Below are 14,133 nucleotides of genomic sequence, written 5' to 3'. Positions count from 1 at the left end.
TCCTTGCAGAAAGGGAAGAAATAGTTTCAGGCGCGATGGTCCGGCAGCGCGTTGCGCATGCCGGCCATGACCGCCAGCGCGGCGGCCAGCAGCAGCGCGGCGATGGTCCAGCTCGGCCACGCCAGGCTGCCGGTGTACGACTTGGCGATGCCAACCGCCGCGGGCGTGGCGCCGGCCAGGCTGGCGAGCGAGTTGATGTAGGCAATGCCGGCCGCTGCCCGCGCCGCGGGCAGGTAGCGCGTCGCCATGGCCCAGAACACCGGCGTCGACGACACCAGGGCCGAGCCGCCGAACGCGACCGCGGCAAGCGTCCATGGCAGGCCGTGCGGCACCGCCACCCCCAGCGCGGCAAAGCCCGCCGCGGCCACCAGGAAGGCAAGGCCCCAGTGCCGGCGCTGCTCGTTGTGGCGGTCGGCATGGCGGCTGTACAGGATCATCGCCACCAGGCCGAACAAGTTGGGGACCACCGCGTACAGGCCGATCGCCTGCGGGTCCTCGACGCCCAGCTCGCGCACCATGGTCGGAACCCAGAACGCAAGGAAGTAGCCGGCACAGCCGTTGACGAAGGCGCCGAAGGCCAGCAGGTAGATGCGCGGGTCGCGCAGCACGGGCACCAGGCTGTGTCGTTGCGGCGCGTTGCTTGCGGCGCCGGCCATGGCGCGAATCAGCGCCTTCTCGCGGGTGTCGAGCCAGGCCGCGTCGTCGGGACGGTTGGGCAACACCGCGAACACCAGCGCGCCCAGCAGCACGGTCGGCGCCCCTTCGAGCAGGAACATCCACTGCCAGCCGGCCAGCCCGTGCGTGCCGTCCATGGCCTTGAGGATCCAGCCGGACACAGGCCCCGAGACCAGGCCGGCCGCCACGCTGGCCGACAGGATCAGCGCGATCGCGCGGGCGCGGCGCTCGGGCGGGAACCAGTAAGTCAGGTACAGCAGCACGCCGGGGAAGAAGCCGGCCTCGAACACGCCGAGCAGGAACCGCACCGCGTAGAACTGCGCGGGTGTGCTGACCAGCATGGTGCCGGCCGACGCCAGCCCCCACAGCACCATGATGCGGAACAGCGTGGCGCGCGCGCCGATGCGCTGCAGCAGCAGGTTGCTCGGCACCTCGAACAGCGCATAGCCAACGAAGAACATGGTGGCGCCGATGCCGTACGCCGCGTCGCTGAAGCCCAGCGACGATTTCATCTGGAGCTGGGCGTAGCCGACGTTGGCGCGGTCGATGAAGTTAAGGAGGTAGCACAGGAACAGAAACGGGATCAGGCGGCGCGAAACCCGCGCAAAGACCGCGTCGGCCTGTGCCGCGGACAGGGCGTGCGGCGCGAGTTCGGTCGCGCCGCCAAGCTGGCTGGCTGGTGCATGCATGCAAGGTCCCGGAAGGGGCGCGCGCGGCGCGCCAACGCGGCGCGAGGGCGCCGCGGGTGGCTGGACATGGCGGTGCGCGTGTCGCGCCGCGCCGGTGCAGGGATCGAGAAAGAGGCTGCCATCGCGCGGCAGCCAGGATGCGCGCCGTCAGCGGCCGCCGTGGTGTGTGCGGGGGATTTGGGGCATGATCGTGTCTCCGTCGTTGTGGGGGCATCATGCCCCGCCATGCGCCCGCGAATCTGTCAGGAATTTGCAGTCTCCGGCGCTGCAGTTCCGCCGCAGCCGCCGTCAGCGCCTTCCGCCCCGCTTCACATGCCTGAACTCAGCCAGCCCCAGCAGCAGATCCTGCTTTCCAACCCCTGGTTTGCCGCGTTGCCGGCGCCGGTACGGCGCGATCTCGCCGCGCGCGCCCGGCCGCGCGAAGTGGCCGCCGGCGCCATGGTCTATCGCCGCGGCGACGGCGGCGATGGCCTGTACGGGGTGCTGGACGGGGCCGTGCGCCTGAGCGGCACGTCGATGGCGGGCAAGGAGGCCACGGTCGGCCTGATGGAGCCGGGCAGCTGGTTCGGCGAACTGTCGATGATCGATGGCCTGCCGCGTGCGCACGACGCTTGCGCCCACGGCGCCACCCGGCTGCTGCAGGTGGCGCCGGTTGATTTCCACGCGCTGCTCGATGCCCACCCGGCGCTGGCGCGCCACCTGCTGCACCTGCAGAGCGCGCGCGTGCGTGCCCTGCTGGCCGGGGTCGAGGCATTCCTGATGCAGCCGAGCGAGCAGCGCTTTGCGCTGCGCTTGCTGGAGCTGGCCCGGCAATACGGGAGCGAGACGGCACAAGGCGTCGAGATCGAGCTGGCCCTGTCGCAGGAACTGTTGTCCCAGCTGGTCGGCGTGACCCGGCAGCGGGTCAGCCAGATTCTCCGTGCCTGGGAGAAGGACGGCGTGATCGCCCATCACTACGGGCGCGTCACGGTACGGGATGCCAGCCGGCTGGCGCGGCTGGCACAGGGCTGAGGCCGGCGGGCGCCGGCCTTTCACGTCGCAGGTTGTATCAGGCGCGGTAGCTCACCGGCCCGCGCGAGCGCATGTCGAGCGCGTAGTAGCAGATCGTCAGCAGCACCAGCCAGCCCGGTCCCACGTACAGCGCCACGCGGGTATCGGGGAAGTAGGCCATCAGCGCCACCACCAGCGCCAGGAACGCCAGCGCGATATACGAGCCATACGGCCAGAACGGCATGCGGAACGCCAGCGCCTTGCGCGCCGCCGGCGCGAGCGAGCGGCGGAACTGGATCTGCGTGACCAGGATGATGGCCCAGGTCCAGACTGCGCCGAAGGTGGAGATCGCGGTCACCCAGACAAAGACCTTTTCCGGCACCAGGTAGTTGAGCAGCACGCCGGCCAGAAGCGCGGCGATCGACACCAGCAGCGCGCGGCGCGGCACGCCGTTGCGGTCGACCCTGGCGAAGGCCGCCGGCGCCTGGCCCTGCAGCGACAGGTTGTACAGCATGCGCCCGGTGCTGAAGATGCCACCGTTGCACGACGACAGCGCCGCGGTCAGCACCACGAAGTTGATGATGCCGGCGGCGGTCTTGATGCCCAGGCGCTCGAAGGTCAGCACGAACGGGCTGCCCTGCGCGCCGATCTCGTTCCACGGGTACAGCGCCAGGATCACGAACAGCGCGCCGACGTAGAAGATCAGAATGCGCCAGAACACCGAGTTGATCGCGTCGGGAATCGACTTCTTCGGGTTGCGCGCCTCGCCGGCGGTCAGACCGATCATCTCGACGCCGAGGTAGGCGAACATCACCATCTGCAGCGACATCAGCACGCCCGAGGCGCCGTTGGGCATGAAGCCGCCGTGCGCCCACAGGTTGGAGATGCCGGTGGCGACGCCGCCATTGCCGAAGCCGAACACGATCATCGCGCCGCCGCCGATCAGCATCAGCACGATGGTGACGATCTTGATCATGGCGAACCAGAACTCGAACTCGCCATAGGCCTTGACCGCCATCAGGTTGACCGAGCCCATCGCCGCCAGCGCGGCCAGCGCCCAGATCCAGCGCGGCACATCGGGGAACCACATGCCCATGTAGATGGCCACGGCGGTGATCTCGGCCACGCAGGTCACCAGCCACAGGAACCAGTAGTTCCAGCCGGTCAGGTAGCCCGCCAGCGGGCCCATGTGGTCCTGCGCGTAGCGGCAGAACGAGCCGGCCACCGGGTTGTGCACGGCCATCTCGCCCAGCGCGCGCATGATCAGGAAGATCACCGCGCCGCCGATCAGGTAGGCCAGCATGATCGCCGGGCCGGCCATCTTGATGGCATTGCCCGCGCCCAGGAACAGGCCTACGCCGATGGCCGATCCCAGCGCCATCAGCCGGATATGGCGTTCGCCCAGGCCGCGTTGCAGATGTTCTGCGCTTGCACTCATTCTTCGTTGTCTCCGTGTGATCTGAATGGCCGCGCCAGTCCTTGTGGGGCTGGCCGGGGCAGAGAACTTTTACGTTTGCGGCGCACGCAAACGGAAAAGAGCGGGCAGGTTAATCAGATAGCGGGGATATTTGTTGCTGAATTCGTGCGGAAATGCAGGAAAAGTTGCTGGCGCCGCGGGATGTCGGCGGCCGCGCGCAATGACATGGCAAGCTCGGGGAGGGCGCGCAGGGAGCCGGCACGGTGGCCGGCCGGGAATGCAAGGCGGGCCGGTCAGGGATGCCAGGTTGCCGGCTGCCTGTCGCCTGGCAGCGCGGGCCGCTGACTGCCCGCCATCGCATAGGAAAGCTTGTTCGCGGCGTCGACCACGGTCTGCGCCAGTTCCAGCAGCCGTTCCTCGCCAAGCCGGGAAGTCGGCCCGGAAATGCACATCGAGCCCAGCAGGCGCCAGTGCAATCCAAACACCGGCGCCGACACGCTGGAGACTTCGGCCTCGCGCTCGCCGAGCGACAGGTGGAAGCCGCGGCGTCGGATCATCTCGTAAAGCTCCCCCGGCTCGCCGGAAAACGCCAGGATCACCCGCCCCGGCGAGCCGCTGTCCAGCGGCAGCGCCGCGCCGATCCTGACGTGATGGCGGATCGCCTGCGGGCCTTCGACTCGGACCAGGCAGGTTCGCTGCTGGCCCTCGCGCACGTAGAACGAAGCGCTTTCACCAGTCTTGATCGTCAGTTCGCGCAGCACCGGCTCGACCACTTCCTGCACGTTGAAGGTGGCCTGGTAGCACGCGCCCAGCCAGCCGGCCGCGCGGCCAAGGCGCCAGCTGCCGTCTTCCTTCTGCACCAGGTAGTTGTCCGCCGCCAGCGTGCGCGCCAGCCGCAGCACCGTGGTCTTGTGGATGCCGGTGCGCCGGCTCAGCTCGGCCAGCGACAGCTGCGGGTCGTTGACGCCGAAGGCTTCCAGCACGCGCAGTGCGCGCGTCACGGCGATCACGGCGCCGGAGCCCTCGTCAGCGGCTGAAGCGTTGGTGGAATCACTTTTAAGGTTCATGGCACGAAATGCGGTGCACGGTGTGAAACGGCATTGTATGCCGTGAAACGATGCACCACAATCCGAATCACAACGAAACCAGATTCGGAGACATCCATGCAGTCCACATCCCGCCGCGTCATCCTGGCCCTTGCCGGCCTGCTGATGGCATCCGCCAGCGTCCATGCCGCGTCGCCATATCCCGCCAAGCCCATCCGCGTGATCGTGCCGTTCCCGGCCGGCGGCGGCACCGACATCATCGCGCGCGAGGTGACCAATACCGTCGCGAAGTCGACCGGCTGGGTCTTTGTCGTGGAAAACAAGCCGGGTTCCGGCGGCAACCTCGGCGTCGACGCGGCGGCCAAGGCGCCTGCCGATGGCTACACCATCGCCATGGGGCAGACCAGCAACCTGGCCATCAATGCCTCGCTGTACGAGCGGCTGCCATATGACCCGTTGAAGGACCTGGCGCCGATCAGCCTGGTTGCCTCCGCGCCGCTGGTGCTGGTGACGCACGTCAACTCGCCGTACAAGACCATGAAGGACGTCATCCAGGCCGCCCGGGCCAAGCCGGCATCGCTGAATTTCGCCTCGCCCGGCAATGGCACCGTCGCCCACCTTGGCGGCGAGCAGCTGCAAAGCACCGCGAAAGTCAGATTCACCCATGTCCCGTACAAGGGCGCGGCACAGGCGGTCAACGACCTGATGGGCGGACAGGTGGACCTGTACATGGCGTCCGTGCCGACCCTGCTCGGCCATATCAAGAACAACAAGCTGAGGCCGCTGGCGGTGACGTCAGCGAAGCGCGTGGCGGACCTGCCCCAGGTTCCGACCGTGGCCGAGTCCGGCTATCCCGGCTTCGAAACGGCGACCTGGTTCGGCTTCGTCGCGCCGGCCGCGACGCCGAAGGACATCGTCGTGCGGCTCAATGCCGAGTTCAACAAGGCGCTGCAGTCCCCGGCGCTCGCCAGGAAGCTCAACGAGCAAGGCGCGGCGGTGCTGGTGGGCACGCCGGAAACCTTCACCACGCTGATCAGGCAGGACATCGGACGCTGGGCCGCGGTCATCAAGGCCTCCGGCACCAAGCTGGACTGATCGACTTCGACCCCTATCCCTCTCATCTTGCTGGAGTTTTCCATGACCTTGCCCAACATCATCAAATCGTTCGAGCGCGTACCCGCCGCCATCATCGAGCGTGCCGCCCGCTTCCAGCCGGCGATCCTGTCGGATGTCGGCGGACGCCGCGGCGCCCTGCATGGCCGCATCCGCGCCCTGCGCCCGACCATGAAGGTCGCCGGTCCCGCCTTCACCGTCGAAGTCCGTCCCGGCGACAACCTGATGATCCACGCCGCGCTGGCGCTGGCGCAGCCCGGCGATGTGCTGGTGGTGGACGGCAAGGGCGACCAGACCTCCGCGCTGATGGGAACCATCATGATGCATGCCGCGCGCCAGCGCGGGCTGGCCGGCGTGGTGATCGATGGCGCCGTGCGTGACAGCCTGGAACTGGAGGACATGCAGTTCCCGGTGTTTTCGGTGGGCACCAATCCCAACGGCCCGACCAAGGAAGTCGGCGGCCGCATCGGGCATCCGATTTCGGTCGGCGGCGTCACGGTGAACCCGGGCGACTATATCTGCGGCGATGCCGACGGCCTGGTCGTGGTCGAGCGCGGCAAGATCGAAGCGCTGCTCGATGCCGCGGCGAAGAAGGAAGAGGCCGAAGCCATGCGCATCGCGCAGATCAAGGAGGGCAATACCACCGCGCCCTGGCTGCTGGCGTCGCTGGTGACGGCCGGCGTGCTGAAGCAGGGAGAAGCGCTGTGACCGGCAGGGACGTCATTATCGTCACGGGTGCGGACCTGGCACCGGAAGCGCTCGCGCTGCTTGGCGACTACCAGATCGTGTTCGCGGGCAAGAAGCCGCAGAGCGCCGAGCTGGTCGCGCTGGCGCGGCAGCACAACCCGGTCGGCATCATCGTGCGCTATGGCAGCGTGACGGCCGAGGTCATGGATGCGGCGCCGGCCTTGAAGGTGATCTCGAAGCACGGCAGCGGCATCGACGTGATCGACCAGAAGGCCGCGGCCGAGCGCGGCATCGCGGTGAAGGCCGCGGTCGGCGCCAACGCCGCCGCGGTGGCCGAACATGCCTGGGCGCTGATCCTCGCCTGTGCCAAGTCGGTGCCGCAATTGAACGAGCGCATGCGCGCCGGCCATTGGGACAAGTCCATCCATAAGACAATCGAGCTCAATGGTCGCACCCTGGGCATCGTCGGCCTGGGCGAGATCGGCCGCCGCGTTGCGGCGACCGGCCTCGCCATGGGCATGCGCGTAATCGCCTTCGATCCTTATGCGCAGGCAGTGCCCGCAGGTGTCACATTGGTCAGCGAGCTGCCGCAGCTCTACCAGGCAGCGGACGTGGTGTCGCTGCACTGCCCGCTGACCGACGAAAACCGCGGCATGCTCAACCGCGAGACGCTGGCGCTGTTCAAGCCCGGCGCGATCCTGGTCAACACCGCGCGCGGCGGCCTGATCGACGAGCCGGCGCTGGCCGAGGCGCTCGACGACAGGCTCTACGCAGCCGGCCTCGACAGCTTCGCGGTCGAGCCGATGGCCGTGCCGCACCCGTTCCAGAAGATCCCGAACCTCATCCTGTCGCCGCATATCGGCGGCGTCAGCGATGCGGCTTACGTGAACATGGGGGTGGGGGCCGCGAAGAATGTGATTGCCGTGCTGCAGGGCTCTGCCGCGGCGGTCTGAGCGAGGCTTCGACGTTTCATTGGGCAATAAAACATGCGGGCAGCGCGGCCGGCTGACATCAAGCCGGATCGGCCGCGGCTGCCAGGAGACAATGATGGTTCATCGTAAATTTGGTCTGTTTGCAGTGCTCGCCGCGATTGCCGCTGCCAGTGCGGCGCCGGCGTTGGCGGCCTACCCGGACAAGCCTGTGCGCATTGTCGTGCCGAATCCCCCGGGCGGCGCCGTCGATGTGGTGACGCGCAAGGTGGCGCAGAAGCTGACCGAGCAGACCGGCCAGAGTTTCGTGGTCGAGAACAAGCCGGGCGCTTCCGGCACCATCGGCACCACGCTGGTCGTCAAGGCGCCGGCCGACGGCTATACGCTGCTGGCCAACGACAACTCCTACACCACGCTGCCCTATGTGTTCAGGAAGCTGAGCTGGGATCACCAGACCGCGCTCGTGCCGATCGCCCCGTTCGCATTCTCGCCGGTAGTGGTTGGGGTCAAGGTAGATTCACGCTTCCAGGACCTGGCCTCACTGATCCGTTACGCGAAGGCGCATCCAGGTGAAGTGACATTCGGTACCGGCGGCCCGGGCAGCTCGCCGCATTTTTCCGCCGAGGCCTTCCAGCAGGCCGCCGGGATCAAGCTGATGCACGTGCCCTACAAGGGCGCCGGCGAAGCCATGGTGGGCCTGCTGGGCGGCAGCGTCGATCTGCTGGTGGTGTCGACGCCGACCGCGCTGGCACAGGTCAAGGGCAACCAGATGCGGCTGCTTGGCATCAGCGGCAAGAGCCGGCTCGAGGTGTTCCCCAATGTGCCGACCTTCGCGGAAGCCGGGCTGCCGACGTTCAACCTGTTCAACTGGTCGGGCCTGGCGGCGCCGAAGGGAACGCCGGCCGAGGTGATCACCCGTCTGCAGGCCGAAATTCAAAAAGCGCTACTATCGCCTGACATGAAGCAATTCCTGGCACAAATGGGTTCGCAGCCGGGCAGCCTGGACAGCAGCGGGTTCGCACAGCTGATCCAGCGGGAAACCGCGCAATGGGCGGCCGTGGCACAGAAGGCCAATATCGAAAAGCAGTAACAGCGAGGACCACGATGATGCTGCTTCAGCAACCCACCGTCCGCGACGCCACGGTGCTTACCCGCCTGCCGGAATCGTTTCGGCGGCAGGACCGGGACAACGCCTGGTCGCTGGCCAATCGCGGCGGCGCGGTGACGGAGTCATTCCTCGAAGGCCCGGTCTGGGCGGACGGCCACCTGTGGGTAACCGATATCCCCTATGGCCGCGTGTTCCGCGTATCGCTGCAGGGCGACTGGGAACTGGTGACCGAATACGACGGCGAGCCGAACGGCATGAAGCGCCTGGCCGGCGGCGACTTCCTGATGACCGACTACCGCAACGGGCTGATGCGGCTGAACCCGCAGACCGGGGCGGTGACGCCGTTCCTGGAACGCCGGAATTCGGAACGCTTCCGCGGCGTCAACGACCTGACCTTCGATTCGGCGGGCAATCTGTACTTCACGGACCAGGGCCAGACCGGCATGCACGACCCCACTGGCCGCGTCTACCGCCTGTCGCCCGAGGGCAAGCTCGATGTGCTGCTGAACAATGCGCCAAGCCCGAATGGCCTGGTGCTGTCGCCCGACGAAAAGGTGCTGTATGTCGCCATGACGCGCGGCAACTGCGTGTGGCGCGTACCGCTGCAGGCCGACGGCTCCGTCAGCAAGGTGGGGCAGTTCTTCACGTCATACGGGCCGAGCGGTCCGGACGGGCTGGCCATGCGTGCCGACGGGTTCCTGCTGGTTGCCAATCCGGGGCTCGGCTATGTCTGGGTGCTGAACCATCGCGCCGAGCCGGTCGAAGTCATTCGCACGCCGGTGGGCGCGTCGCTGACCAACCTGTGCTTCGGCGGCGATGACGGCAAGACGCTGCTGATGACGGAATCCACGACGGGATCGATTCTGGGTGCGAGGGTACCGGAAGGGGGCGCGCCGGTGCATGGTGGGATGGGGGGTTGACAGGCATCGGCCGCTCAGGTTTGACCCGCCTGGGGCCGGTACGTAGCCGGCCTGTCCTCGGGCGGCGTCATGCCGGTCTCTACTGGCATGGGTATTTCGACAAGCGGCTGAGTAGCTAAGCGCAGGTTGATTAGGCCAGGGAAAGCCTATGAGAACTCTGACCGACAGCACTCGCCCCGCCGGCGCCTAGCGCGCCGAAGGCCGCACCGCCCGCATCCCCGCCTTCACCACGCTCACTACCGCCAGCACCAGCCCGCCGGCGACGATGCCGGCAATGCCGTCCAGCACCACCGGCGCCAGCACCGCCAGCACGCCGCCGATTGCGGGCACCGACGCCACGGCCAGTGCGGCGGCTTCGGTCACGTGGTGCATTGCCGGGATGCCATGCATCAGGATGCCGCCGCCCACCAGGAACATCGCCGCCGTCCCCGCGAACGACAAGGTCTTCATCAACAGCGGCGCCAGCCGGAGCAGGCCCTGCCCCAGCCAGCGCAGCCCCGCCGATGCCTGCTTGCTCAGGTACAGGCCCGCATCATCGAGCTTGACGATGCCCGCCACCAGGCCATAGACGCCGACCGTCATGATGACCGCGATCGCGCACAGGACGGCGAGCCGCTGGCCGAAGGGCGCGTTGGCGACGGTGCCGAGCGAGATCACGATGATTTCCGCCGACAGGATGAAGTCGGTGCGGACCGCGCCCTTGATCTTCTCTTTCTCGAAGGCGACCATGTCGACGGCGGGGTCCGCCACGGCCTGGACTTCACGCGCATGGTGCACGGCGTCCTCGGCCTTGCTGTGCAGGAACCGGTGTGCCAGTTTTTCAAAGCCTTCGTAGCAAAGGAACGCGCCGCCGATCATCAGCAACGGCACCACGGCCCACGGAGCCCAGGCGCTGATCGCCAGCGCCGCCGGCACCAGGATCACCTTGTTGCGGATCGACCCCAGCGCGACGGCCCATACCACCGGCAGCTCGCGCTCCGCCTTCACGCCGCTGACCTGTTGCGCGTTCAACGCCAGGTCATCGCCCAGCACGCCGGCGGTCTTCTTGGCCGCCATTTTGCTCATGACGGCGACATCGTCCAGGATGGTGGCGATGTCGTCGATCAATACCAGCAAGCTCGAACCCGCCATGTCAGGGCCTCCGCGCGCGGCAAAGCTGCCGCTGATGCAGCCGGTTGGTCATTCGGTCATGCTCCTCGATGTCGTGGATCCGCTAAAGCAGGTTTTGTACCGGCCGCCGTTGCATATCGCGCCGGCCGGCATCGTCAATGGTGGCCTGGCCTTCGGGAATGTGCCGGTATCGCGGGGTTTCAGGGTCAGCCGGCGAGATTGTAAAACATGCGATCAGTTCCGCACCGGCAGGCATCTCGACTTGGAGGTAGCTTGTTGTGGCGAGCGGGCCGCCGCAACGATGGTCAGTCGCGCGCGCGACGGTAGTGCATGGCAACCGCGCCGTTGCTGAGCGGCTTCGCCGAGACCAGCTCAAGCCGCCGTGTGTCGGGCAGCCCGCTCTGGTACAGGGTGGGGCCGTGGCCGGCGATCCTGGGGTGGACGAGGAATTTGTACTCGTCGATCAGACCCAGCCGGTCCAGTTCGGTCGCCAGCGTACCGCTACAGAGGAGCACGCCGGCCGGCGTCGCGTCCTTGAGCTTTTGCACGCCCGAGCACAGATCGCCGCCGATGTGATGACTGTTGGTCCACGGGAAGTCCGTTCGCGTCGACGACACGACGTACTTCGGCTTGGTCTCCAGCTTGATCGCCCATTCGCGCACCATCGGCGGCGCCTCCACATCGCCACGGGCGACCGCGGGCCAGTAGCTCTCCATCATCTCGTAGGTGGTGCGGCCCCACAGCATCGCCCCAGCCTCGTCCATGAGGCGGGTGAAGAAGGCGTGCGTCTCGTCGTCGGCGATACCCTCCTGGTGGTCGACGCAGCCGTCCAGGGTGATGTTGAGGCTGAAGGTTAGAAGTCCCATGCGAGTCTGCTCCGGGTCGTGCGGTCCGGTGGAATATCGCTTGTCGAAAAATGCCTCGCCGCGGCGAACGTTTTCGATTAGCCGAAGGCGTTCATCGCATTGTATGGCTGATCACGGCCGGGACTCGGGCAAGCGTTTGCACGGGAGTCCGTGGCGGCGTAACGGCCAACACTCCGGCGGTACTGACCCTAGAACCGATGCCGCATGCCGGCACCGATCGTCTCGGCATGCGGCCGCCCTGTTACGCGGTCATAGAAATACGCGGCATACAGATCGGTCCGCTTTGACAAGTTGTAGTCATAGGCAATGGCGGCCGTATGCCGGCCCATCCCGGCCACCTCGTTGCGAGTGTTGCCATAGGCGTAGGAGGCCAACACACTGCCCGCCCCGACAGAAATCGACGCGCCCACTTGTCCGTTCGCGTGCCGGATATCGCCCTGCGCGCCGTTGATGGCGGTACGGATGTATTGTGCCTGCCCGAACAGCTTGGCGACACCGAAGTCATAGGAGACGCCCAGTTGCGCCGCTGTCTGCTTGTCGAAACCGGCGAGGGCCGCGGGAGCAGTCACGTCGCCGGGGACGGCGTTGAACCTGACCTGCTGGAATGCAGCCGTCGCGGCGAAGGCGCCGTTGAACCAGGTTACGTTGCCGCCCCATTTGTTCTGGCCGTTGCTGCCCGGCTGCTCGCCGAATGCATAGATCAGGTTCACCGTCAGGCCGCCGGCGGTTGGCGACGAGTACACGACCGAGTTCGACCATCCGGAATCGCCGATGATGCCGGGATCGAACACGCGTCCATCGGTTGCCGTCCTGTAGGTGTGGAAAATCGACGGGCCGAAATTGTAGGAATCGACCAGCGGGTTGAACAGGATCGTCGACAGGAAATACGGCGTGGTATTGCGCCCGAGCCGCACCGTGCCGTACTTCGAGGATTGCAGCCCGACATAGGCGCTGCGGGTCAGGAAGCCGTCGGTATCGGAGCGGCCGAAGCGGCCCGTGTCGACGCGGTAGAACCCGTTCAGGTCGAATATCGCCTTGAGCCCGTCACCGAGGTCTTCGGTGCCGCGCATGCCCCAGTAGGAAGTCTGCATGCCGCCGGCGCCGACGATGGCCGTGCGCTCGCCGCCAGAGGCGCGGATGCTGCCGACGAAGGCGTCGACCTGGCCGTACAGGGTGACGCTGGATTGCGCCAGGGCCGGCTGTGCAAGGCTCGCGGCCATGGCGGCCGCTGCCACGGCCTGGTGTTTCAGATGCATGGTCTCCTCCGTTTGTTTTCAGTTGGTGTGGTGTGGAAAAACTTGCCGGCGGCGCGCCGCGAGCTGCGCGCGATAGGCCGCCATGTCTTCGATCGGACGTCGCGCCACGCCGGCATCGGCGGCCGCCTGGGCCACTGCCGGTGCCAGGCGGGTGATCAGGCGCGGATCGAATGGCGTAGGAATCAGGTAGTCGGGGCCGAATGCCAATGACTTGCCTGGGTAGGCGGCGGCGACTTCAGGCCCGGGCGCCTCTTCGGCCAGTGCGGCCAGCGCGTGTACGCAAGCCAGCTTCATCGATTCGGTGATCGTGGTCGCACCCACGTCGAGCGCGCCCCGGAATATGAACGGGAAGCACAGCACGTTGTTGACCTGGTTGGGATAGTCGGAGCGGCCGGTCGCGACCAGGCAGTCCGGCCGCGCCTGGCGCGCCGCTTCCGGGCGGATTTCCGGTTCGGGGTTGGCCAGCGCCAGGATCAGCGGCCGTTCGCGCATGCCGCGCAGCATGGCAGGCTTGAGCACCCCCGCACTGGAGCAACCCAGGAACACGTCGGCGTCTTCCAGTGCCTCGCCGAGGGTTCGCGCCGCGTAGATGGCGGGGTCCTGCGCGAAGCGGCGCTTGCTGGGATCGAGCGCTTGCCGGTCCGTCAGGATGACGCCGCGCGAATCGAGCACGGCGATGTGGCCGCGCGGCAGCCCAAGGCTGACCAGCAGGTCCAGGCACGCCAGCGCGGCGGCGCCGGCCCCGGAGCACACCAGCCTGACGCGGTCGATGGACTTGCCGGCCACCTTGAGGCCGTTCAGGATCGCCGCGGCGGCAATGATCGCGGTGCCATGCTGGTCGTCGTGGAACACCGGGATCTGCATCCGCTGGCGCAGGGCCTGTTCGACGTGAAAGCACTCCGGGGCCTTGATGTCTTCGAGGTTGATGCCGCCGAAGGTCGGCTCAAGCATCGCGATGGCATCGACCAGCTTGCCGGGGTCCGTCTCCGCCAGCTCCAGGTCGAAGACATCGATATCCGCGAACAGCTTGAACAGGCAGGCCTTGCCTTCCATGACGGGCTTGGCCGCGAGCGGCCCGAGGTTGCCCAGTCCCAGCACCGCCGTGCCGTTGGTGACCACGCCGACGAGGTTGCTGCGGGCGGTGTAGTGCCGGGCGTTGAGAGGCTCGGTGTGGATGGCCTCGCAGGCGGCGGCCACGCCAGGCGAATAGGCCAGCGCCAAGTCGTGCTGGTTGTCGAGGGGCTTGGTCGGCGTGACCGAGATCTTGCCGGGTGTTGGGGTGCAGTGGTAGGCGAGGGCGCTTTGCTTGAAGGCGTCGTCCATGGTG

General features: G+C 67.2%; 12 protein-coding genes and 1 pseudogene. 6 read left to right on the top strand and 7 right to left on the bottom strand.

Annotated elements, in window-relative coordinates; all coding sequences use genetic code 11:
• Positions 1-26: 26 nt before the first annotated feature.
• On the bottom strand, positions 27-1,364 hold the full coding sequence (locus MKD38_RS04780; protein WP_252674900.1) for an MFS transporter: 1,338 nt from the start codon (positions 1,362-1,364) through the stop codon (positions 27-29).
• 312 nt (positions 1,365-1,676) lie between these two features.
• Here MKD38_RS04780 and MKD38_RS04775 point away from each other — a divergent pair, with 312 nt between their 5' ends.
• Positions 1,677-2,375: a Crp/Fnr family transcriptional regulator gene (locus tag MKD38_RS04775; RefSeq protein ID WP_252674899.1), complete on the top strand. Its 699-nt coding sequence runs from the start codon at positions 1,677-1,679 to the stop codon at positions 2,373-2,375.
• A 37-nt stretch (positions 2,376-2,412) separates the two neighbouring features.
• On the opposite strand, the gene MKD38_RS04770 is transcribed toward MKD38_RS04775, so the two are convergent.
• Positions 2,413-3,792, bottom strand: coding sequence for an amino acid permease (locus MKD38_RS04770; protein WP_111516757.1), 1,380 nt, complete (start codon positions 3,790-3,792; stop codon positions 2,413-2,415).
• A gap of 272 nt (positions 3,793-4,064) precedes the next feature.
• Positions 4,065-4,838 (bottom strand): IclR family transcriptional regulator, encoded by a 774-nt coding sequence (locus MKD38_RS04765; protein ID WP_252674898.1) that lies wholly within the window; start codon positions 4,836-4,838, stop codon positions 4,065-4,067.
• 96 nt (positions 4,839-4,934) lie between these two features.
• On the opposite strand from MKD38_RS04765, the gene MKD38_RS04760 reads away from it, so the two are divergent.
• The 5 genes from MKD38_RS04760 (at position 4,935) to MKD38_RS04740 (ending at position 9,574) form a co-directional block, all read left to right on the top strand.
• Positions 4,935-5,912, top strand: a complete 978-nt coding sequence (locus MKD38_RS04760; protein WP_252674897.1) for a Bug family tripartite tricarboxylate transporter substrate binding protein — start codon at positions 4,935-4,937, stop codon at positions 5,910-5,912.
• A gap of 42 nt (positions 5,913-5,954) precedes the next feature.
• Positions 5,955-6,638 carry an RraA family protein gene (locus MKD38_RS04755; protein WP_252674896.1) on the top strand — a complete coding sequence of 228 codons (684 nt, stop codon included), beginning with the start codon at positions 5,955-5,957 and terminating at the stop codon, positions 6,636-6,638.
• On the top strand, positions 6,635-7,570 hold the full coding sequence (locus tag MKD38_RS04750) for a hydroxyacid dehydrogenase (RefSeq protein WP_252674895.1): 936 nt from the start codon (positions 6,635-6,637) through the stop codon (positions 7,568-7,570). Before MKD38_RS04755 ends, MKD38_RS04750 begins: the two co-directional genes overlap by 4 nt.
• A gap of 94 nt (positions 7,571-7,664) precedes the next feature.
• Complete coding sequence (locus MKD38_RS04745; RefSeq protein WP_252674894.1) at positions 7,665-8,636, top strand: Bug family tripartite tricarboxylate transporter substrate binding protein; 972 nt, start codon at positions 7,665-7,667, stop codon at positions 8,634-8,636.
• A 14-nt stretch (positions 8,637-8,650) separates the two neighbouring features.
• Entirely contained in the window at positions 8,651-9,574 is a 924-nt protein-coding gene (locus MKD38_RS04740) for an SMP-30/gluconolactonase/LRE family protein (protein ID WP_252674893.1), read from the top strand.
• Positions 9,575-9,760: 186 nt separating this feature from the next.
• On the opposite strand, the gene MKD38_RS04735 is transcribed toward MKD38_RS04740, so the two are convergent.
• The 4 genes and pseudogenes from MKD38_RS04735 to MKD38_RS04720 form a co-directional block, all read right to left on the bottom strand.
• Entirely contained in the window at positions 9,761-10,705 is a 945-nt protein-coding gene (locus MKD38_RS04735; protein WP_252674892.1) for a DUF808 domain-containing protein, read from the bottom strand.
• Between the two features lie 284 nt (positions 10,706-10,989).
• Positions 10,990-11,550, bottom strand: a complete 561-nt coding sequence (locus tag MKD38_RS04730) for a dihydrofolate reductase family protein (RefSeq protein ID WP_252674891.1) — start codon at positions 11,548-11,550, stop codon at positions 10,990-10,992.
• Positions 11,551-11,738: 188 nt separating this feature from the next.
• Positions 11,739-12,806, bottom strand: a complete 1,068-nt coding sequence (locus tag MKD38_RS04725; protein ID WP_252674890.1) for a porin — start codon at positions 12,804-12,806, stop codon at positions 11,739-11,741.
• 60 nt (positions 12,807-12,866) lie between these two features.
• A pseudogene (locus MKD38_RS04720) lies at positions 12,867-14,129 on the bottom strand (malic enzyme-like NAD(P)-binding protein); the annotation flags it as partial.
• Between the last annotated feature and the right edge of the window lie 4 nt (positions 14,130-14,133).

The sequence above is a fragment of the Cupriavidus sp. WGlv3 genome (genome assembly GCF_023952475.1).
Lineage (GTDB): Bacteria > Pseudomonadota > Gammaproteobacteria > Burkholderiales > Burkholderiaceae > Cupriavidus > Cupriavidus phytorum.
This window is presented reverse-complemented; position numbering and strand designations above follow the sequence as displayed.

Bases quoted from the DNA above. Each gene is read 5' to 3' on its own strand.
- MKD38_RS04780 (WP_252674900.1), bottom strand. From the start codon at position 1,364: ATGCATGCACCAGCCAGCCAGCTTGGCGGCGCGACCGAACTCGCGCCG.
- MKD38_RS04775 (WP_252674899.1), top strand. From the start codon at position 1,677: ATGCCTGAACTCAGCCAGCCCCAGCAGCAGATCCTGCTTTCCAACCCC.
- MKD38_RS04770 (WP_111516757.1), bottom strand. From the start codon at position 3,792: ATGAGTGCAAGCGCAGAACATCTGCAACGCGGCCTGGGCGAACGCCAT.
- MKD38_RS04765 (WP_252674898.1), bottom strand. From the start codon at position 4,838: ATGAACCTTAAAAGTGATTCCACCAACGCTTCAGCCGCTGACGAGGGC.
- MKD38_RS04760 (WP_252674897.1), top strand. From the start codon at position 4,935: ATGCAGTCCACATCCCGCCGCGTCATCCTGGCCCTTGCCGGCCTGCTG.
- MKD38_RS04755 (WP_252674896.1), top strand. From the start codon at position 5,955: ATGACCTTGCCCAACATCATCAAATCGTTCGAGCGCGTACCCGCCGCC.
- MKD38_RS04745 (WP_252674894.1), top strand. From the start codon at position 7,665: ATGGTTCATCGTAAATTTGGTCTGTTTGCAGTGCTCGCCGCGATTGCC.
- MKD38_RS04740 (WP_252674893.1), top strand. From the start codon at position 8,651: ATGATGCTGCTTCAGCAACCCACCGTCCGCGACGCCACGGTGCTTACC.
- MKD38_RS04735 (WP_252674892.1), bottom strand. From the start codon at position 10,705: ATGGCGGGTTCGAGCTTGCTGGTATTGATCGACGACATCGCCACCATC.
- MKD38_RS04730 (WP_252674891.1), bottom strand. From the start codon at position 11,550: ATGGGACTTCTAACCTTCAGCCTCAACATCACCCTGGACGGCTGCGTC.
- MKD38_RS04725 (WP_252674890.1), bottom strand. From the start codon at position 12,806: ATGCATCTGAAACACCAGGCCGTGGCAGCGGCCGCCATGGCCGCGAGC.